Origin of the sequence: Nocardia elegans NBRC 108235 (assembly GCF_001612845.1) — a bacterium.
GTDB lineage: Bacteria > Actinomycetota > Actinomycetes > Mycobacteriales > Mycobacteriaceae > Nocardia > Nocardia nova.
The window spans coordinates 27,161-46,347 of sequence record NZ_BDBF01000011.1 but is presented as its reverse complement, the minus strand read 5'-3'; the positions used below and the strand labels follow the sequence as shown (position 1 = coordinate 46,347).

Below are 19,187 nucleotides of genomic sequence, written 5' to 3'. Positions count from 1 at the left end.
CACCAGATGGCGCTCGGGACCGAATTCGAGGCGGACGGACGCAGGGGTGAGCGCTCGGCCGCGGCCTGGGCCGTTCGCGCCGCGAGGGTCATCGTCAGGTTGCCACCGCGACGGATCGAATGGATCCTGAAGCAGTTACACCGAGGAAGTCGTCCGGCCCCGTTCGACGATGCCGAGCGATGGCGACGCCGGGTCGTCGAGGTGAGTCCCGACGCCGCCGGAAGATACGGCTGCCTGACGAGGTCCGTGGCGACGACGCTGCTGAGCCGACGCTACGGTGCGTGGACAACCTGGTGTGTCGGCGTGCGCACCGAATTGCCGTTCGCCGCACACGCATGGGTCGAAGCAGACGGAAAGCTTGTCGGGGAGGCGGGAGACATGACGACATTCAGTCGACTGATCGTGGTCGGCCGGCATGCGAACGTGGGTGACGATGTCAGCTGACGACGGTGAAGTTCGAGAGCGCGAGTCCTGGCCGCGCCGCGTCGGCGCGCTGCTGAGAATTCTCGCACCACAACGCAATTCGCTGCTCGCGGCGACGGCACTGCTTCTCGTCGGCACCGGTTTGTCGTTGGCGCAACCGCTGCTGGCCGGACAGGTCGTCCGCGATGCCGCGGCGGGCGCGACGATCGCGTGGTCGCTCGCGGCGTTGGTGGGGGCCTATCTCCTGTATGCCGTCGCCGATACCGGCGGCAACTACATTCTCGAGCGATCCAGCGAATCCGTACTCTTGTCGGTGCGTCATCGCCTGGCCGGGCATCTGCTGCGGCTGAGAATTCCCACTCTGGAGTCACAGCGGGTCGGCGATCTCATCTCCCGGGTCACGCTCGATTCGACCGTGATCCGCAACGCCGTGGGGAGCAGCCTCGTCCAAATACTCACGGGTGCAATCACACTCGTGGGCACCGTGGCGGTGATGATCTATCTCGACTGGCTGTTGTTCTCGATCGTCTTCGTCACCGTGGGCGTCGCCGCGGCTGCGATGTTGCTGGTCATGACACGAATCGAAGTGGCTTCGGTGCGCTTGCAGGAGAGCGTCGGCGCGCTGTCGGCGGACATCGAGCGCGCGCTGAACGGTGTGCGCACGGTGAAGGTCAACAATGCCGAGGACCGCGAACACGAGCGGTTGACCGAACTGGCCGGTGCCGCATTCGCCGCCGGCGTGCGCGCGGCCCGATTGAAGGCGCTGGGAAATCCGGCCATGCACCTGGCGGTGACCGGGTCGTTCGTGGTGTCACTGCTGGTCGGCGGCGTGCGGGTGGCCAATCATCAGTTGGAGTTGAGCAGCCTCGTCACGATGATGCTCCTCGCGATGAACCTGCTCATTCCGGTCGGCGATCTGTTCAACGGCTCCGTCGGATTGCAGAAGGCATTGGGCGCGCTGAGCCGGATCGAATCGACGCTGGGTTTGCCGGCCGAGGACGTCGACGAGATTCCGCGGGGCGGCGTCGACGGTGATTCGGCGATCGAGACCCCCTCGGAGAACGGGCATCCCGCACTGGAATTCCGTGAGGTGCGTTTCTCCTACGACGAGCGGCCGATTCTCGACGGCGTGAGTTTCTCGGTACCTCCGCGGGGACATGTGGCCCTGGTCGGGCACTCGGGCGCCGGGAAATCCACCGTATTCTCCCTGGTGAGCCGGTTCTACGATCCGGATGGCGGCGACATTCTGCTCGGCGGCCGGTCCTACGCCGGTCGACCGCGGCGGGCGTGGCGCTCGGAAATCAGCCTGCTGGAGCAGAACGCGCCGCTGCTGTTCGGCAGCCTCCGGGACAATCTGACCTACCGGCAGCCGGGCCTCGGCGAAGACGATCTGCAGCGCGCGATAGAGCTCGCCGGGCTGGCCGATCTCGTCTCCCGGCTCCCCCGCGGGCTGGACACTCCCGTGGGCGAGCACGGCGTCCTGCTCTCGGGCGGCGAGCGTCAACGCGTGGCACTGGCCCGAGCGCTGATCCGCCGGCCCGTCCTGATGATGCTCGACGAACCCACCGCGATGCTCGACGCCGAAACCGAGAAGGCGCTGAACGTGACGATCCAGAACGTGCGAAAAGAATGTGCCCTCCTGGTGATCGCCCATCGCCTGTCCACCATCCGCGAGGCCGACATCGTCATGTTCCTGAAGGACGGGCGGATCGTCGACAGCGGGCCCCACGACGAACTGGTCGCCCGCAACGCCGACTATCGACAGCTCGTCGGCGCGAAGGTGTGAATCCGGCGCGGGGCCGACGGATGGTCCCGATGATCCGTCAGCTCGACAGGGTTACCACCGTGGCCGGGTCGAACAGGTCCTGGATTCGGTTCCACGGGAGCTGAACCGGGTAGTAGTCGCCCCGGGCGTGTGCGACGGAGAAGTAAACGGTGAGTCCCTCCGGGGAGGGGACCCAGTTGGCGAAATCGTCACCGCCGGGAGCGTGTGTGAACAGGGTGGGGCCGTCCGCGGGCACCAGGCTCTGGGCGGTCGCGGCGAGGGCGTTCCAGCTCTGGGCCGGGTCGCGCAAGGCCGTCGGCAACATGACCGGTTGCACGGTTCCGGTGTCGATCACCACGGTGCCGATCTGGTTGACCGGATGCGGGCCGCCCTCCCACGTGTGGTCGGTGATCAGCACGCCCGCAACGACCTTCGCCCCGATCCGGGTGACGCGGCTGGTTTCCCCGCAGCGCAGCCGGGCATCGTGCAACGCACCGTTCGCGGCGCCGCCGCTCGTATCGGCCAGCGAGGCGCGCATCGCCGCGTTGAACCGATCGCGCACTGCCTGCTCACCGCCCTCGAGTTGCGGCAACGTCACGTCGGTCGTCAGCGTCGCGGTCTGTTCCCGCACCGGCACGGTGGTGGCGGTGTACGGCCCTGCCGAGGCCACGGGCGACTGCGGACACCCGGCCTGCTGATCCGGCGATCCGGTGACCTGCTGAGCAACCGGTTCGGAGGAGGCCGAGGCCGGTCCATCGGCGGCATCGTCCGTACCGCACGCCGAAAGCGCCGCCACGCCGAACCAGATTGCCACCCACACTGCGCTTTTCATTGGGTACTCCCCCCACTATCACCGGCGAACGGCAGCATACAACCTGGACACCCGCGCACGGGTGCAACCGACAGCACCTCGCTCGCGGCAACGCACGTTCTTCCGCACACCGCCGAGTCCACAATCTCCCAGCGACGGCGCGGCCGGCGCCGCCGAGGCCGGGGTTATGTTCGTACCGGCCTCACATTTCGGCGTGCTGTTTCGTCCAACAGTGGAAGGACCTGTACCGAACGAGGGAGCGAGATCATGACCGATCCGGAAGCGAGCGCGGTGGTGAGTGAGCGGCGGGCGCTGCTCAACCTCGCCTACCGGCTGCTCGGCTCCCTCGCGGAGGCCGAGGACGTGGTGCAGGAGACCTATGCGCGCTGGTACGCCCTGTCTCCGGAACAGCAGCAGGCCGTCGAGGCGCCCGGTGGCTGGTTGCGAACCGTGGCCAGCCGCATCTGCCTGGATCTGCTCGGTTCGGCGCGGGCTCGCCGCGAGCGCTACGTCGGTGAGTGGATTCCGGAGCCGGTCCCGGACCGCAGCGAGTGGGGCGCGCCCGCACCGGCCGATCCGGCCGACCGGGTGACGCTCGACGAATCGATCAGCATGGCGTTCCTCGTCGTACTCGATTCCATGACGCCGGCCGAGCGCGTGGCCTTCGTCCTGCACGATGTCTTCCGGTATTCCTTCGCCGAGATCGCCGATATCGTCGGCCGCACTCCTGCGGCCTGCCGCCAGCTGGCCTCCTCCGCACGCCGTCGTATCCAGACCTCGGCACGTCCCTCTCGGGACGAGCGTGCCGAGGTCGTCCGAGACTTCAAACGCGCGTGGGAGACGAAGGATATCGAGGCACTGATCGAGATCCTGGATCCACGGGCCGTCGCGACCGCCGACAGCGGCGGCCGAGTGGTCGCCTTCCGTCATCCGATCACCGGTGGCGAGCAGATCGCTCGCGCGTGGATCGAAATCGCTTCCCGCGCCGCGGAAGTCACACTCCTCGAGCGCACCGTCAACGGCCAGCCCGGCCTGGTGGCACAGATCGACGGCGCCATCGCGACCGTCTACGCCTTCGATATCGTCGACGGCCGGATCACCCGGATCTGGGCGATCCGCAATCCGGAGAAGCTGCGGCAGTGGACGGAATACCGACTGTCACCGCAGTGACCATGAAAGCGGTTCGGGCGGAACGATTTCTACGCGAATCGGACATCCGCGACTCGGCCTGATTTTCGGTACTTTGGATACGGTCACCGTCAGGACCGGTCCGACACCGTGGGGAGCGCCGATCGGCGCCGGTAGCAGGGAGCAGGGAGCACAGCATGGCCGAGGCCGAGGTTTCCGAGCAGATCGAACTGGTGGAAGACGACTTCCACGACGATCCGCACAAGTACTACGAGCGCTGGCGGGCTCGGGGGCCGGTGCACCACGTGCGGTTCACGCACGAGCGCGGGATTCCGTGCTGGGTCGTCGTCGGCCATGCGGAAGCGCGGGCGGCACTGGCCGATCCGCGCTTGCGCAAGAACTCGGCCGGCACCTTCGAACTGTTCCGGCGCAAAGGCTCTGCGGTGCTGTCGAATTCGGATGCGCAGGCGTTGAGCACCCACATGCTCAATGCCGATCCGCCGGAACACACGCGACTGCGGAAGTTGGTGAACAAGGCCTTCACGCCGCGGCGGGTGGCGGCCTTGCGCCCTCGCATCGAGGAGATCACCGCCGGATTGCTCGACGAAGTGGCCGCGCACGACGAGGTCGATCTGCTTCATGCGTTCGCGACCCCGCTACCCGTCACCGTGATCTGCGAACTGCTCGGCGTTCCCTTCACCGATCGCGACGATTTCCAGCTGTGGACGAAGATCCTGGTCGGGGCCGCCGGAGATCTGGCGGACCGCGACCGCGCATCCGCCGATATGGGCAGATATCTGACGGCGCTACTGGCGGACAAACGCGTTCGGCCCGGCGACGACCTGTTGTCGGGCCTGGCCACCGAACAGGACGAAGGCGACCGCCTCACCGATCCCGAATTGGTGGCGATGGCTTTCCTGCTGCTGGTGGCCGGTCACGAAACGACCGTGAACCTGATCGGCAACGGCACCTTCGCCCTGCTGCGCAACCGGTCCCAATTCGATGCGCTGCGGGCGGATCCGGACGGTATCCCCGCCGCCGTGGAAGAGTTTCTGCGACTCGACGGCCCGGTCGGCTGGGCCACGGTCCGGTACACCGAGGAACCCGTCGACATCGGCGGAATCGTCATCCCCGCAGGCGAATTGGTATATGTCGCGCTCTCGGCGGCCGATCGCGATCCCGATCGATACCGTTCACCCGACGAACTCGATATCGGCCGGAAGCCGTCCGGACATGTGGCCTTCGGCCACGGAATCCACTTCTGCGTCGGCGCTCCCCTGGCCCGGATGGAGGCCGCCGTCGCCTTCACCGCTCTGCTGGATCGCTTCCCGAAGCTGGCCTTGGCACCGTCGTTCACCCCGCGGTGGCAGCCGAGCCTGCTCATGCGGGGACTCACCGAACTGCCGGTCCGCCCCCACGGATGAGGTGAGCCCGCCGGATCATCCGGTCGGCAGCGCGGTCTTGGCCGCCACTACGCGCAGCGCGGTACGCAGCCCCCGGCGCGAACGAGACGGTGCGCCCTCGGCGGCCGCGAACGGGCGGTATCCGAGGAACTTTCGCTCCGACGCGGTTTCCGGGGCATCGTCGGAGGTCGCGGTGAGAAAGCGATCCGGCAGCGCCAATTTGTGGATCGTCCGGAGGGTGAGCGCGTACTGCCGCAGCAGAGGACCCGTCGTGTACGGCAGATCGAATTCTTCGCACAGCGCACGCACGCGGGTGGCGATATCCCGGTACCGGTTGCTGGGCAGGTCCGGGAACAGGTGATGTTCGATCTGGTAGCACAGATTGCCGCTCATGAAGGCCTGAACCCGCCCGGCATCGAAGTTCGCCGTGCCCAGCATCTGGCGCAGATACCATTCCGCCTTGGTTTCCGACTCCAGCACCGACGGAGTGAATTTCTCCGCGCCGTCGGGAAAATGGCCGCAGAAGATCACCAGGTACGCCCACAGGTTGCGCAGCACGTTGGCGCTGAGATTGGCGAAAAGCGTTCGCCGCCATCGCTTTCCGCTCAATGCGGGAAACAGCACATAATCCTTGCCGGCCTGCCGGACCAGTTTTCCCAGCAACGCCCGGGTCTGACCGGCGCGCTCGGCGGTATCGGTCACCCGATCGTGGACGGAGTCCAGGTCGTGCCAGGCGATACCCCATTCGAAGGTCGCCGCCAGCAGGACATTCTGTAACGGTTGCAGCAGCAGGCGCGGCCGCCAGCGCTGGTCTCTGGTCACCCTCATCACGCCGAAGCCGATATCGTCGTCCATTCCCAGCACGTTGGTGTAGAGGTGATGGCGGACATTGTGTGCGTAGCGCCACTGCGCGGACAGCCCGGCCATATCCCACTCCCAGGTGTTGGAGTGAATTTCCGGGTCGTTCATCCAATCCCATTGACCGTGGGAGACGTTGTGTCCGATCTCCATATTCTCGACGCTCTTGGCCGTCGCCAGGCCCGCCGTGCCGAGCACCCAGGCGAGGCGGCCACGACCGGCGAGAATGATCAGTCGCGCGGCGGCGTCGAGGGTGCGCTGAAAAACGATCGTCCGGCGAATGTAATCAGCGTCGCGAGTACCCCGGTCGGCCTCGACATCGGCACGAATCCGGTCGAGCTCACGCCCCAGCGCCTCGATATCGGCGGGACTGAGATGTGCGTACGCGCCGATCTCGGTAATAGCCATGACCTACATCCTCGGATTGGTGTGTGGTGGCGCGAACGCCCACCGACGAGGACATATGCGGAGACCCGCCGATCACCCGAGCCTACCCGTCCTCGATGAACAGTCCGCGAGACGACCGAGCCCGGCGTGCAGACGACTGCCTGCTACCGCCGACGCGTCGGGCGTCGACCGCGCCGTAGCCGGCGGCGAGGGGGCGCGGCCGGTCAGGTGCCGAGTTCGGCGGCGGAGTCCGCGCCTGCCGTACCGGTCTGCCGGAGGAAGTCCGCGATCACCTCGAGCTCTGGCTCCGAGTACCGCTCCAGCACCTCGTCCATGCGCCGGTTCATGCCCGAGAACACATGGAACAGTTCGGAATTGCGCTCGCGGACGGCGCGCAGGGTGACTGCGCGCCGGTCGCTCGCCTCCGGGTCGCGTTCCCGGACGATCCAGCCGCCCTTCTGCAACCGGTCCAGGACACCGGTGAGGGTGGCCGGGTGCAGGCCGGTGAGCCGGGACAGGGCGGTCGGCGAGACGGGGCCCCGCCGGTTGATCAGGTCCAGGCAGGTCCAGTCCACGTCGCGGAGTTCCACCCGGCCGCCGAACCGGCGATTCAGCAGGGCGAGCTGAATGTTCAAGTCGCGCAGCGCATCCTTGACGTCGACGGCCAGCCGGCGCCGTTGCTGCGCGGCCGCGCGATCCGCCTCCGAGGTCATCGGCACCCTCCGGTCGATTCATACGATTTTCATATGATATCCCCGGCGCGGACAAACCCGGCAGGTCAGTGCGGTTCGACCCGGAACACCGCGATGCGCTCGGCCGCCGCCGCCACTCCGTCGGGCGTTGCCGCCTCGGCCAAACCGGTTGTGACGAAACGGTTTCCGACACTGGCCGGCCCGGCTCCGACCAATTCCCGCAGCAGCGCCCCGCGCTGCTCGACCGGAACCTCGACCAGTCGCGCGGTCGAGGATTTCCGTCCGCGCGTCAGCGTGACCGAATCGGCCGCCCGCACGTTGGCCACCCAGGCCGCCCGCGGATAGGCCTGCACGATGTAGTGCGCCCCGCTCAACTCGTTGACCGCGATCGGGAAGGTGCGCGGTTGCCCGCTGCGCCGACCGGCGACGGTGAGCAGTTGCATCGGACCGAAACCGATTCCCAGCCGTTGCAGCCCGACCACGAGCGGATTGACCCGATTGACCATCCGCCGATACCGCTGCGCATCCATTCCGGCACCTCCAGCACTTCCAAACCATATCCTATGATTTTCATATTATATCTGAATGGTATCAACTTGCGATAGTCCTGAACGTCCGGATTCGTCCGATAAACCTGTCAAGGGTCATAGGTCACCAAGGTGGCGCAAGTGCGCCAGAACACACCTCCCGTTCGATGTCCATCAGGCGACACTCCGGCAAACCCCGTGCACACACCCCGTGAACCTGTGTCACCTGCACATTTGCCGGACGGCGAGGGAGGTCGGCCGCGCCCGGATACGAACGGGCGCGAGTAACGATCAGGAGCAATGTGAACTATCGTCCGGTCACGAATCGATAACCCCTCTTTCGCTTCGGGAGACCTCGTGCTCGAGCTCGACCATTTCAGCCACGGCTGGGTAACCCCGGTCCTGGCCTATGTCATGTCCTTCATCGGATCCGTTCTGGCGCTGCGCTGCGCCACCCACGCCCGGGCCTCGCGCTGGCCGGGCGGCTGGTTGATCGCCGCGGCCGTCTCGCTCGGCGGCGCCGGCATCTGGGTCATGCACTTCACCGCCATGCTCGGTTTCTCGATCCACGGCGCGAACATCCGCTACGACGTGCCGATGACGCTGCTCAGCGCGGCCATCGCGATCGTCGTGGTGTGGGCCGGACTGTCGATCGTGGTGCGCGGGCATCGGGAAGTGATCGCACTCCCCCTCGGCGGCATGATCACCGGATTCGGCGTCGCGGCCATGCACTACCTCGGCATGCATGCCATGAACGCCGGCGCACACATCGAATACAGCACCGGACTGGCGGCCCTGTCGCTGCTGATCGCCGTGGTGGCCGCGACCGCGGCACTGTGGTTCGTCCTGCACGTGCGCGGGTTCGCCGCCACCATCGGCGCGGCGGCCATCATGGGTCTGGCGGTCTGCGGAATGCATTACACCGGAATGGCATCCATGACGGCGCACCGCATGGACAACATGGCCGAGCCGACCGGCGGTGTCGACTCGGTGCAGCTGCTCACCCCGCTGATCATGGTGGTCACGCTCGTCACCATCATGCTCGTGGTGCTCGTCGGACTCGCGGAGGTCGACGGTCCCTCGCGACGCGACGATTCCGATGACACGAACGATCTCGATCTCGCCGACAGCGGCCGCGCGTGGCCGCGTGCCTACACCGAGGAATCTCCCGCACCCGGTCAGCCCGCACCGGCATTCAGCCTGCAGGCGATTTCGAAGCGGCAGTCGCCCCGCCGATAGGCGGGCGATCCGGACGATCGGCCGAGCGAACGCTCAGCCGATCGTCTTTCGGATCCATTCTTCCGCAGCGTTTTTCGCCTCCGCGACCGATCGCGCGCTGACCTCGCGCAGCATCCGGCCGTCGGCGGTTTCGATACGCCAGGCGCAGGTGGTCCGCGTGGTCGGCTTCACCAGACCGCGCGTATCGCCGAACGCCTTGACCAGCCACCAGCGGGTGCCGTCACCGGCCAACTCCCAGCCGTCGACCGCATTCGAGGGGCGCACCGGCCCGAACGGCTCGTCGGCATTCGCCCGAGTCTCGGCCACCGCCCCCTCCTCCGCGATTCACGTTGCAGTCCAATGCTGGTCGATCTCGATATCCGATCTCGATGCACATTGTCGCGCAACATATCCTCGCGGCGGATTCGAACCCCTGGATCGGCGAGCCGCGTGGCGCACCCGCCGGCGGCGTCAGAAGCGGCGGGCGCCGGCGACCGGCATCTGCGCGATCGCCGATCGGATGACACCTTCACCGCTCGTCGCGGCGTGCACGACCGTGCCGTCGCCGGCGTAGAGAGCGGAGTGCCCGCCGCCGTAGAACGACACCAGATCGCCCGGTTGCAGCGCGTCCAGGTCGACCGGCGTGCCGGCGGTCAGCTGGTCGTAGCTCGTCCGCGGCAGGTCCACCCCGACCTGCCGGTACGCCCACTGCACCAGACCCGAGCAGTCGAAGGCATCGGGACCGGTGGCACCCGAGCGGTAGGCCGAGCCGATCTTGGACTCGGCGGCCTCGAGCGCCCGCTCACCGACCGATTTCATGGGCTCCGGCGGGGCCGGATGGATTTCCGTGAAGAGCCCGGGAATTGTGAACTGCGGCGGTAGCGGAATTCCCGGTACGACCGGGGCGGGTATCGGCGAGTCGGCGTGTGCGGGGCCGGCGGTCGCCACCATCGTGCCCGCCGCGCCGAACAGAACGACCAGCGTTGCCGCGGTCGACCAGGCCCTACGACCCGGAAAGCGGGTACATCGACCCGCCTCGGTTCCTGCCATGATGCGTTCCTCCGAATCTCGTAGCGAGAGCAGATTTCCGAAACACCACGGTGATCAGTCGATCGTTGGATCCGGGGAGCAATGATTCGCCACGGTCGGGGAGAAACCAAATACCGAACGCGCCAATTCGAATAACAAAACGATAAATTCGCGAAATACCTCAGATATCGCTGGTATCTCGATACAATCCCTACGGCCGTCCGGCGGGGGTCGCGGACGCGTCCGGGCCGGTCGCCAGCAGGGAATGGCGGCGGCTGTAGGTCAGGTAGACGATCGCGCCGACGGCGAACCAGACGGCGAAGCGCAACCACGTCACCGGTTGCAGGTAGGTGATCAGCCAGATCGAGAAGCCGATGCCGAGCAGGGGCACCACCGGCATTCCCGGCGTGCGGAAGCCGCGCGGCAGATCCGGACGGCGATAGCGCAGCACGATCACCGCCGCACAGACCACGATGAAGGCCAGCAGGATGCCGATATTGGTCAGCTCGGCGGCCTGGCCGATCGGCAGCAGCCCCGCGATCACCGCCGACGCGACACCGACGATCCAGGTGATCCGCGTGGGCACCTGGCGTACCGGGTGGGTTTTGGCAAACCACTGGGGCAGCAAGCCGTCCCGGCTCATCGAGTACCAGACGCGGGTGACGCCGAGCATGAAGGTGAACAGCACCGTCATGATGCCGACGATGGCGCCGGCCGCGATCAGACTGCCCAGCCCGGGCAGGCCGACGGATTCGAAGGCGGTGGACAGCCCGCTCTCCGGGTCGATGTCGGTGTAGTGCTGCATTCCGGTCAGGACCAGGCAGACCAGCACATAGAGCACCATCGACACCGCCAGCGACAACAGAATCGCCTTGGGCAGATGGCGTTTCGCGTCCACCGACTCCTCGGCCGCGGTCGACATCGCGTCGTAGCCGAAGACCGCGAAGAAGACGGTCGCCGCCCCGGTGACCGCGCCGGACATGCCGAACGGGAAGTACGGGTGGTAGTTGGCGGAATCGATGTGGAAGAACCCGACCGCGATCACCACCACGACGACCACGATCTTCAGGCCCACCACGAAGGTTTCGAATCGCGCCGCGGCCCGGATACCCAGGTTCAGCAGGGCGGCGATGAGCAGGCACAGCATCGCGGCGAACAGATCCACCACATGGCCGTGCCCGGTTCCCGGCGCACCCAGCATCCACTCGGGGAGCTCGATATCCAACTGTCCCAACAGGAATTGGATGTAGCCGGAGATGCCGATCGCCACCACCGACACGATCGCGGTGTATTCGAGCAGCAGATCCCAGCCGATGAACCAGCCCACCGGTTCGCCGAGTACGGCGTAACCGTAGGTGTAGGCCGAACCGGCGCGCGGAATGAGTCCGGCGAATTCGGCGTAGGACAGCGCGGCGGCGGCACTCGCGACGCCGGCGATCAGGAAGGAGACGAGGACAGCCGGCCCGGCGGTCTGATTCGCGACCGCACCGGCCAGCGTGAAAATGCCGGCGCCGATGATGCCGCCCACCCCGATGGCGGTCAGCTGCCACAGGCCCAGCGTGCGGTGCAGGGTGGTGGCGGATTCGTCCTGGATCTGGTCGATCGGCTTGCGCCGGAAGAACTCTCGCAGAGCGGGACCGGTTCGCATGGGCGCTCCTTGTCCGACGGGCGGCGCTGGTCAGCCCACAGTACCGATCTCACCGGCCGGTCGCCCGGTATCGGTCCCGGTGCGCGAGCGGCGGACCGCCACCGATGAAACAAGTTCTAGACATACTGGGCTATTTGTCTTACCGTCGATACATGAGCATGACGATGTCTCACGAGGCACGCTTCACCTTGCGTTCCGGCGACTCCTGGCGCGACCCCTGGCCGATGTACGCCGCCTTGCGCGAATCCGATCCGGTGCACCACGTCGTCCCCGAGAACCGCCCGCACGAGGACTACTACGTCCTCTCGCGCTACGCCGACATCTACGCGGCAATGCGCGATCCCGAGACGTTCTCCTCGGCCCAGGGCCTGACGGTCGACTACAACAATCTCAGCGAGATCGGGCTCGGCGAGAACCGGCCGTTCGTCTTCACCGATCCGCCCGACCACACCGTCTTCCGGCGCCGCGTGGCCAAGGGGTTCACCCCGCGGCAGGTCCAGGAGATCCGGCCCGCGGTCGAGGCGTTCGTGATCGAGCGGGTGGAGAAGCTGCGCGCGGCCGGTGGCGGTGACATCTCGATGGAGTTGTTCAAACCGCTGCCGACCATGGTGGTGGCGCATTATCTCGGTGTGCCGGAGCAGGATCGGGCACAGTTCGATCGCTGGAGCGAGGCGATCGTGGCGGCCTCGGCGGCCGGCGGCATCGAGCACGCGCAGGAGGCGGTCGGTGAGCTGACCCAGTACTTCATCGCGATGATCGAGAAGCGCAAACTCGAACCGGCGGACGACACCGTCTCCCATCTGGTGGCCTCGGGACTCGGCGCCGGCGGCGACTTCGGCGAAATCCTGCAGATCATCGGTTTCGCGTTCACGATGATCACCGGCGGCAACGACACCACCACCGGAAATCTCGGCGGCGCGGTGCAATTGCTTACCAGCTACCCCGAGCAGCGGCGGCGCCTGCTCGACGATCCGAGCCTGATCCCGGGCGCGGTCGACGAATTCCTGCGCATGACCTCGCCGGTGCAGGGTCTGGCCCGCACCACCACCCGCGACGTCGAGATCGAGGGCGTCACCATTCCCGCGGGACGGCGGGTGCTGATGCTGTACGCGTCGGCCAACCGGGACGAGCGCGAATATGGTTCGGACGCAAGCGAACTCGATGTGACGCGAAATCCGAAGAACATCCTCACCTTCGGCAACGGCAACCACCACTGTCTCGGCGCGGCCGCCGCCCGCATGCAGGCCACCATCGCGCTGCGGGAACTGCTGGCCCGGTGCCCGGACTTCTCCGTGGATCCGGACGGCGTCCGATACACCGAGGGCAATTACGTGCGCTGGCCGGTCAACGTCCCCTTCGTCCCGGCATGAGCGACTGGCTGGCGCATCCGCGCTCCCTGCAGGCGGCCGAGCGGATCCTGGACGCCGCCGCGAGCCTGTTCTCCGAACGCGGCGTGAACGCGACCCAGATGGGCGATATCGCCAAGGCCGCAGGCTGCTCGCGGGCGACGCTGTACCGCTACTTCGACAGCCGGCAGGCGGTGCAACTGGCATACGTGCATCGCGAGGCGCGGCGGGTGGGCGCCCGTGTCACCGCCGAGATCGGGACGATCGCCGACCCCGGCGAACGCGCCGTCGCCGGAGTGCTGGCCAGTCTCCGCGCGGTGCGTTCGGACCCGCTGCTGATCGCCTGGTTCCGGCCCGACGACGCCGGAGCGACCCTGCAGATCGCCCAGACCTCCGAGGTGATCGAGGCCATCGCCCGCTCGCTGTTCACCGCGGAAACATCCTCGGCACACGATGATTGGGCACGGCTGGCCCGCTGGCTGACCCGCATCATCGTCTCGCTGCTCACGGTTCCCGGCCGGGACGAGGCCGAGGAGCGCGACATGCTGGAGCGCTTCATCGCTCCCCTCGTCGCCCGGGCCGGCTGAGCCCATTTTCCGGCGCCCACCGTCCCGGCGCACCGACCCGGACGGACGGCGCCGGACATGCCACGCGGGAGCCGTCGCGCGGCGCCACGCCCGCGCACCTTGCGCGCGCGGGCGTTGCCCAGCAGGCTTGGGATATGGATTCGCTCATCATGTCCGCTCGCGACCTCGATTTCCTGCTCTACGAGTGGCTCGACGTGACCGGGCTGACCGAGCGCGAGCGCTATCGGGAACACAGCCGCGAGACCTTCGATCAGGTGCTCGCGCTGAGCCGGGAGCTGGCCGAGAAGTACTTCGCCCCGCACAACCGCCAGGGCGATCTGCACGAGCCGACCTTCGACGGCGAGAAGGTGCACATCATTCCGGAAGTGGCGACGGCGCTGTCGGCCTTCGCGGAGGCGGGATTCGTCGGTGCCGCGATGGACGAGCGCGTGGGCGGTATGCAATTGCCGCATACGGTCTTCACCGCGTGCATGGCGTGGTTCTACGCCGCCAATGTGGCGACCGCCAGCTACGCGCTGCTGACCATCGGCAACGCCAACCTGCTCGCCGCGCACGCGGATTCGGAACAGCTCGACCGCTTCGTGCGGCCGATGCTCACCGGCCGCTACTTCGGCACGATGGCGCTGTCGGAACCACAGGCCGGTTCCTCGCTGGCCGACATCACCACCAAGGCCGTCCCACAGGACGACGGCACGTACCGGCTGTTCGGCCGCAAGATGTGGATCTCCGGCGGTGACCACGACCTGTCGGAGAACATCGTGCATCTGGTCCTGGCGCGCATTCCCGGATCGGATGCCGGAACCCGCGGCATCTCGCTGTTCATCGTGCCGAAATACCTGCCCGCCGAGGACGGTTCGCTCGGCGAGCGCAACGATGTGGTGCTGGCCGGGATCAACCACAAGATGGGCTGGCGCGGCACGGTGAACACGGCGCCGGTCTTCGGCGACGGGGCGTTCACACCCGGCGGCGCACCGGGTGCGGTCGGCTATCTGGTGGGTGAGCCGAATCGCGGCCTGACCTACATGTTCCACATGATGAACGAGGCGCGCCTGGGCGTCGGCCTGGCCGCTACCGCGTTGGGGTACACCGGCTTCCTCAAGGCCCTCGACTATGCCCGCAATCGGCCGCAGGGCCGCCCGGTGACGGTGAAGGGCGCTGCGAGCGCGCAGGTCCCGATCGCGCAGCATCCCGACGTTCGCCGAATGCTGCTGGCGCAGAAGGCCTATGCCGAAGGCGCGCTGGGCCTGCAGTTGTACTGCGGCACCCTGATCGACCGCCAGCGCAGCGCCGTGGACGCCGACGAGGCGCAGCGCGTCGCCCTGTTGCTGCGCGTACTGACCCCGATCGCCAAGAGCTGGCCGAGCCAGTGGTGCCTGGCCGCCAACGACCTCGCCATCCAGGTGCACGGCGGCGCCGGATACACCCGCGACTACGACGTCGAACAGCATTACCGCGACAACCGCCTCAATCCGATTCACGAAGGGACACACGGCATTCAGAGCCTGGACCTGCTCGGCCGGGCGGTGGTCGCGGACGGCGGCGCGGCACTGACCCTGCTGCTCGACACCATGGGCGAAACGGTCGACCGGGCTCGCGCGACCGGCGACGCGGAACTCGGCGACTTCGCCGATGCGCTGGCCGCGGCCGCCGGACGCATCGCGACCACCACCGCCACGGTATGGCGCGACGCCGATCCGGAAGCGGCACTGGCGAATTCGTCCGCCTACCTCGAGGCGTTCGGACATGTGGTGCTGGCCTGGATCTGGCTGGAGCAGGCGGTGGCCGCCGCGCGCGGATCCGAGGACTTCCACCGCGGTAAGCGGGTTGCGGCCCGGTACTTCTTCCACTGGGAATTGCCCCGTACCGCACCACTTTTCGATCTGCTCGACGCGATGGATCGCACCACGACCGACCTCGACGACGCCTGGCTCTAGCACACCGGGCCGGGCGGCGCCCACCCCTCCTGGCGATATTCGGCCATCGCACCGCGGACTAATCTGGCCCGGTGGAGACGCACCCGGTGGAGATGGGCTGGCAGCAGCTGGCGCAGCAGTTTCTCGTCGACGAGGACGAGGCGATCATCGCGCTGAACAAGCCCGCCGGGATCGCCGTGACCGGGGAACGCCACGACACCGATCTGGTCGAGCTGGCCGCGGCCGAGGGAATCACCCTCTACCCGGTGCACCGCATCGACAAGGTCACCTCGGGCCTGGTGCTGTTCGCCAAGGATCTGGCCGCACACGGCGGACTGACCAGGCAGTTCACCAAGCGCACGGCCGACAAGCGGTATCTGGTCGTCACCGCCGCCACCGATCTGCCCGACACCGGCGTCATCGACCTGCCGTTGAGCGTCGGGCGCAAGAACCGGGTGCGGATCGCGGCACCGCGCGACACCATCCGGCGGCAGGGGCAGATGTGGACCGTCGCCGAGAGCGATCTGCTGGCCGGTAGGAACTATCCGTCCCGGACCGAGTTCACCACCGTGGCGCGGACCGATCGGCACACGGTACTGCTGGCCCGGCCGATCACCGGGCGGCGGCATCAGATCCGGGTTCACCTGGCCTGGATCGGCTATCCGATCGCGGGCGATCCGCTGTTCGACAAATCGGGTGAGTACACGCGCACCCATCTGCACTCGCTGTCGTTGCGGGTGGAGGCGCCCTGGCGTGCGGATTCCGACCTCGCGTTGACCGCCGTACCGGGTGCCGATTTCTTCTCGACGGGATCGAGCCCGATCATCGACGATCCGGCCGCCCTGCTCGAGCGGATCGCTGCGGAATAGCGGCTCGCCGTTTCCGGCATTTCCCCATAGCCGTCTGCTATAAAAGGTGGCATCCGTCACGCAGACGGCGCGCTGAGGACCTTCTACTCTGGACAAGTGCCGTATCGGCACGCATGCGGCCGAAGCGATCACACCCGGGGGCCGATTCCACACGGGCTCGCACAGGTCGTTCCCGGCGACGGGCGCAACGGTGCGATCCCACGAGAAAGCGGACGCCATGATTCTGTTGGCACAGCTCAGCGATACCCACTTCGACCTGGATTCGCGCAACGCCGAACGAGTCGCCGCCGTTCTCGGCTACCTCGACCGATTACCGCGCCGGCCCGACGCCATCCTCGTGACCGGCGACCTCACCGAATCCGGGACCCTCGCCCAGTACGAACAGGCGCGCAAAGCGCTGACCACCGACATTCCGCTCTACGTCCTGCCCGGCAACCACGACGACCGGGCCAATCTGCGGCGGACGCTCCTCGACGGCCCCGCCGAGGAGGGACCGATCAATCAGGCCGTCGATATCGGCGGGCTCACCGTGGCACTGCTCGATTCCACGATTCCCGGTTCGGGCGGCGGGGAGCTGGGCGAGCGAACCTACGCGTGGCTGGACCGGTTGCTGGCCACCACGCCCGCGGACGCCTCCGTACTGGTGGCGATGCACCACCCGCCGGTGCCGATGTACTCGACGGTGGTCGATCCCATCCGGCTCGCCGATCCGGAGCGGCTGGAGCGCACCGTCGCCGGTGATGCGCGGATTCTCGGCGTGCTCACCGGACATGTGCACGCCATGGGCACCACGCTGTTCGGTGGGCGGCCGCTGGTGGTGGCGCCCAGTGTGGCCTCGGCCATCGGCGGGGCGTGGGAGGTCGAGGAGCCCGGCGACGTTCCGATCGACTACGCGCCCGACCCGTCCGTGGTGCTGCACGCCGTCGCGGACGGGCGGCTGACCTCGATCGTCCGCATCGTGCCGATGGGCGGCCGGATCCGCGTACAACCGCGCTGAGCAGGGTTTCCGGAACGGGGTTCGGAGGCGGCGGCACGCGCCTACAGTGGAGATACTGTTCTCGATTCGAGGAGCGCGCGCATGCCCGCTACCAAGCCGTCGGTCATCATCGTCGGAGCCGGGTTCGGGGGACTCGGCGCGGCAATCGAGCTGCAGCGCAACGGTTTCGACGACCTCACGATTCTGGAGCGGGCGAGCGACCTGGGCGGGGTGTGGCGGGAGAACACCTATCCGGGCGCGGCCTGCGACGTGCCCTCACCGCTGTACTCGTTCTCCTACGAACCGAAGCCGGATTGGCCGCATCGCTACTCCGGTCAGGCCGAGATCCTGGGCTACCTGCATGCGGTGGCGACGAAACATCGGTTGCTCGAGCGGATCCGATTCGGCGCCGAGGTCACCGAGGCGAGCTTCGACGAACACGCCGGGCGCTGGACGGTTCGCACCGCCGACGGCGACATCCGATCCGCCGACGTGCTGATCAGCGCGGTCGGGCAGCTGTCGCGCCCGCGGATGCCCGATATCGCGGGCATCGAGACGTTCGCCGGGCCGTCGTTCCATTCCGCGCAGTGGAACCACGATGTCGACCTCGCCGGCAAGCGGGTCGCGGTCATCGGAACCGGCGCCAGCGCAATCCAATTCGTACCCGCCATCGCACCCGAGGTGGACCGTCTGACGCTGTTCCAGCGGACCGCTGCCTGGGTGGTGCGGCGCACCGACCGCGAGTACCGGCCGATCCATCACGCCCTGTTCGCACACGTGCCCGGCCTGCGGCTGGCCCAGCGCCTGTGGGTGTGGTGCTTTCTGGAGTTCTTCTCCCTGGGCTTGACCACGATCCCGCCGATCCGGCGCATCGCGACCTGGCTGGGTACCCGCGCGCTTCGCCACGACGTGCCCGATCCGCGATTGCGCGCGAAACTGACCCCCGACTATCCGGTGTTGTGCAAACGGGTGCTGTTCTCCAACGAGTACTACCCGGCGCTGACGCGGCCGAATGTGGACGTCGTGACCGAGCCCATCGCCGAGGTGGTGCCCGAGGGCGTGCGCACCGCGGACGGAACCGTGCACCCGGCCGACGTGATCGTCTACGGCACCGGCTTCAAGGGCAGCGAATTCCTCTGGCCGATCCGGATATTCGGTCGCGACGGCGCGGAACTGGAGAAGGTGTGGGCCGAGGGGGCCCGCGCCTATCTCGGCATGACGGTGCCGGGATTCCCGAATCTGTTCCTGATGTACGGACCCAACACCAATCTGGGCACCGGCTCGATCATCTACATGATCGAATGCCAGGCCCGCTACATCCGGCAGGCCGTGGCATATCTGAGCCAACATCCGGGATCCTGTCTCGAGGTGAAGTCCGAGACCGCGGCGGCCTTCGATGCGCAGACCCAGCGCCGGTTGCTGCGCACGCCGTGGACCGCGTGCTCGAGCTGGTACCGCAATGCCGCCGGGCGGATCACCAACAACTGGCCCGGCACCGTCACCGCGTACCGCTTGCGCACCCGGTCTCTGAATCCGGACGACTATGTCCTGCGCGCACCGGAACCGGTCCATACGTCATGACCAGCCGACGCGGTCCGCGTGCGGCC

Annotated in this window: 18 protein-coding genes; 11 read left to right on the top strand and 7 right to left on the bottom strand. The window is 67.3% G+C overall.

Features of this window, described 5'->3' with window-relative positions; genetic code table 11:
• Nucleotides 1–6 precede the first annotated feature (6 nt).
• Nucleotides 7–444, top strand: coding sequence for a lasso peptide biosynthesis B2 protein (locus tag NE2_RS09490; RefSeq protein ID WP_063025601.1), 438 nt, complete (start codon nt 7–9; stop codon nt 442–444).
• A complete protein-coding gene (locus NE2_RS09485; protein ID WP_063025674.1) occupies nt 434–2,209 on the top strand; it encodes an ABC transporter ATP-binding protein in 1,776 nt (591 codons plus the stop codon). Before NE2_RS09490 ends, NE2_RS09485 begins: the two co-directional genes overlap by 11 nt.
• A 37-nt stretch (nt 2,210–2,246) precedes the next feature.
• Here NE2_RS09485 and NE2_RS09480 read toward each other — a convergent pair whose 3' ends face one another.
• Entirely contained in the window at nt 2,247–3,020 is a 774-nt protein-coding gene (locus tag NE2_RS09480) for a hypothetical protein (RefSeq protein ID WP_146165303.1), read from the bottom strand.
• Nucleotides 3,021–3,266: 246 nt separating this feature from the next.
• On the opposite strand from NE2_RS09480, the gene sigJ reads away from it, so the two are divergent.
• Entirely contained in the window at nt 3,267–4,169 is a 903-nt protein-coding gene (sigJ, locus tag NE2_RS09475) for an RNA polymerase sigma factor SigJ (RefSeq protein ID WP_063025599.1), read from the top strand.
• A 155-nt stretch (nt 4,170–4,324) separates the two neighbouring features.
• The gene (locus NE2_RS09470; protein WP_063025598.1) at nt 4,325–5,551 is read left to right on the top strand and encodes a cytochrome P450 family protein; all 1,227 of its coding nucleotides are present in this window, start codon (nt 4,325–4,327) and stop codon (nt 5,549–5,551) included.
• 15 nt (nt 5,552–5,566) lie between these two features.
• On the opposite strand, the gene NE2_RS09465 is transcribed toward NE2_RS09470, so the two are convergent.
• From NE2_RS09465 to NE2_RS09455, 3 genes are all read right to left on the bottom strand, one after another.
• Entirely contained in the window at nt 5,567–6,796 is a 1,230-nt protein-coding gene (locus tag NE2_RS09465; protein ID WP_063025597.1) for a fatty acid desaturase family protein, read from the bottom strand.
• Nucleotides 6,797–6,999: 203 nt separating this feature from the next.
• Nucleotides 7,000–7,488, bottom strand: a complete 489-nt coding sequence (locus NE2_RS09460; protein WP_063025596.1) for a MarR family winged helix-turn-helix transcriptional regulator — start codon at nt 7,486–7,488, stop codon at nt 7,000–7,002.
• A 65-nt stretch (nt 7,489–7,553) separates the two neighbouring features.
• Nucleotides 7,554–7,997: a nitroreductase family deazaflavin-dependent oxidoreductase gene (locus NE2_RS09455; protein WP_218018580.1), complete on the bottom strand. Its 444-nt coding sequence runs from the start codon at nt 7,995–7,997 to the stop codon at nt 7,554–7,556.
• Between the two features lie 354 nt (nt 7,998–8,351).
• Between NE2_RS09455 and NE2_RS09450 the strand changes: the two genes are divergently transcribed.
• A complete protein-coding gene (locus NE2_RS09450; protein WP_233429722.1) occupies nt 8,352–9,233 on the top strand; it encodes an MHYT domain-containing protein in 882 nt (293 codons plus the stop codon).
• 33 nt (nt 9,234–9,266) lie between these two features.
• On the opposite strand, the gene NE2_RS09445 is transcribed toward NE2_RS09450, so the two are convergent.
• The 3 genes from NE2_RS09445 to NE2_RS09435 all read right to left on the bottom strand — a co-directional run bounded on the left by NE2_RS09445 (nt 9,267) and on the right by NE2_RS09435 (nt 11,889).
• Nucleotides 9,267–9,539 carry a hypothetical protein gene (locus NE2_RS09445; protein WP_063025595.1) on the bottom strand — a complete coding sequence of 91 codons (273 nt, stop codon included), beginning with the start codon at nt 9,537–9,539 and terminating at the stop codon, nt 9,267–9,269.
• A gap of 144 nt (nt 9,540–9,683) precedes the next feature.
• The gene (locus NE2_RS09440) at nt 9,684–10,163 is read right to left on the bottom strand and encodes a C40 family peptidase (RefSeq protein WP_233429726.1); all 480 of its coding nucleotides are present in this window, start codon (nt 10,161–10,163) and stop codon (nt 9,684–9,686) included.
• A gap of 289 nt (nt 10,164–10,452) precedes the next feature.
• Nucleotides 10,453–11,889 (bottom strand): amino acid permease, encoded by a 1,437-nt coding sequence (locus NE2_RS09435; protein ID WP_063025594.1) that lies wholly within the window; start codon nt 11,887–11,889, stop codon nt 10,453–10,455.
• Between the two features lie 152 nt (nt 11,890–12,041).
• On the opposite strand from NE2_RS09435, the gene NE2_RS09430 reads away from it, so the two are divergent.
• The 6 genes from NE2_RS09430 to NE2_RS09405 all read left to right on the top strand — a co-directional run bounded on the left by NE2_RS09430 (nt 12,042) and on the right by NE2_RS09405 (nt 19,161).
• A complete protein-coding gene (locus tag NE2_RS09430) occupies nt 12,042–13,259 on the top strand; it encodes a cytochrome P450 (protein ID WP_063025593.1) in 1,218 nt (405 codons plus the stop codon).
• Nucleotides 13,256–13,822 carry a TetR/AcrR family transcriptional regulator gene (locus tag NE2_RS09425; protein WP_030513310.1) on the top strand — a complete coding sequence of 189 codons (567 nt, stop codon included), beginning with the start codon at nt 13,256–13,258 and terminating at the stop codon, nt 13,820–13,822. Before NE2_RS09430 ends, NE2_RS09425 begins: the two co-directional genes overlap by 4 nt.
• A gap of 134 nt (nt 13,823–13,956) precedes the next feature.
• On the top strand, nt 13,957–15,756 hold the full coding sequence (locus tag NE2_RS09420) for an acyl-CoA dehydrogenase (RefSeq protein WP_063025592.1): 1,800 nt from the start codon (nt 13,957–13,959) through the stop codon (nt 15,754–15,756).
• Between the two features lie 71 nt (nt 15,757–15,827).
• Complete coding sequence (locus NE2_RS09415) at nt 15,828–16,604, top strand: RluA family pseudouridine synthase (RefSeq protein ID WP_233429721.1); 777 nt, start codon at nt 15,828–15,830, stop codon at nt 16,602–16,604.
• Nucleotides 16,605–16,821: 217 nt separating this feature from the next.
• The gene (locus NE2_RS09410) at nt 16,822–17,601 is read left to right on the top strand and encodes a metallophosphoesterase (RefSeq protein WP_063025591.1); all 780 of its coding nucleotides are present in this window, start codon (nt 16,822–16,824) and stop codon (nt 17,599–17,601) included.
• A gap of 81 nt (nt 17,602–17,682) precedes the next feature.
• Nucleotides 17,683–19,161 carry a flavin-containing monooxygenase gene (locus NE2_RS09405; RefSeq protein WP_063025590.1) on the top strand — a complete coding sequence of 493 codons (1,479 nt, stop codon included), beginning with the start codon at nt 17,683–17,685 and terminating at the stop codon, nt 19,159–19,161.
• The last annotated feature ends 26 nt before the right edge of the window (nt 19,162–19,187 follow it).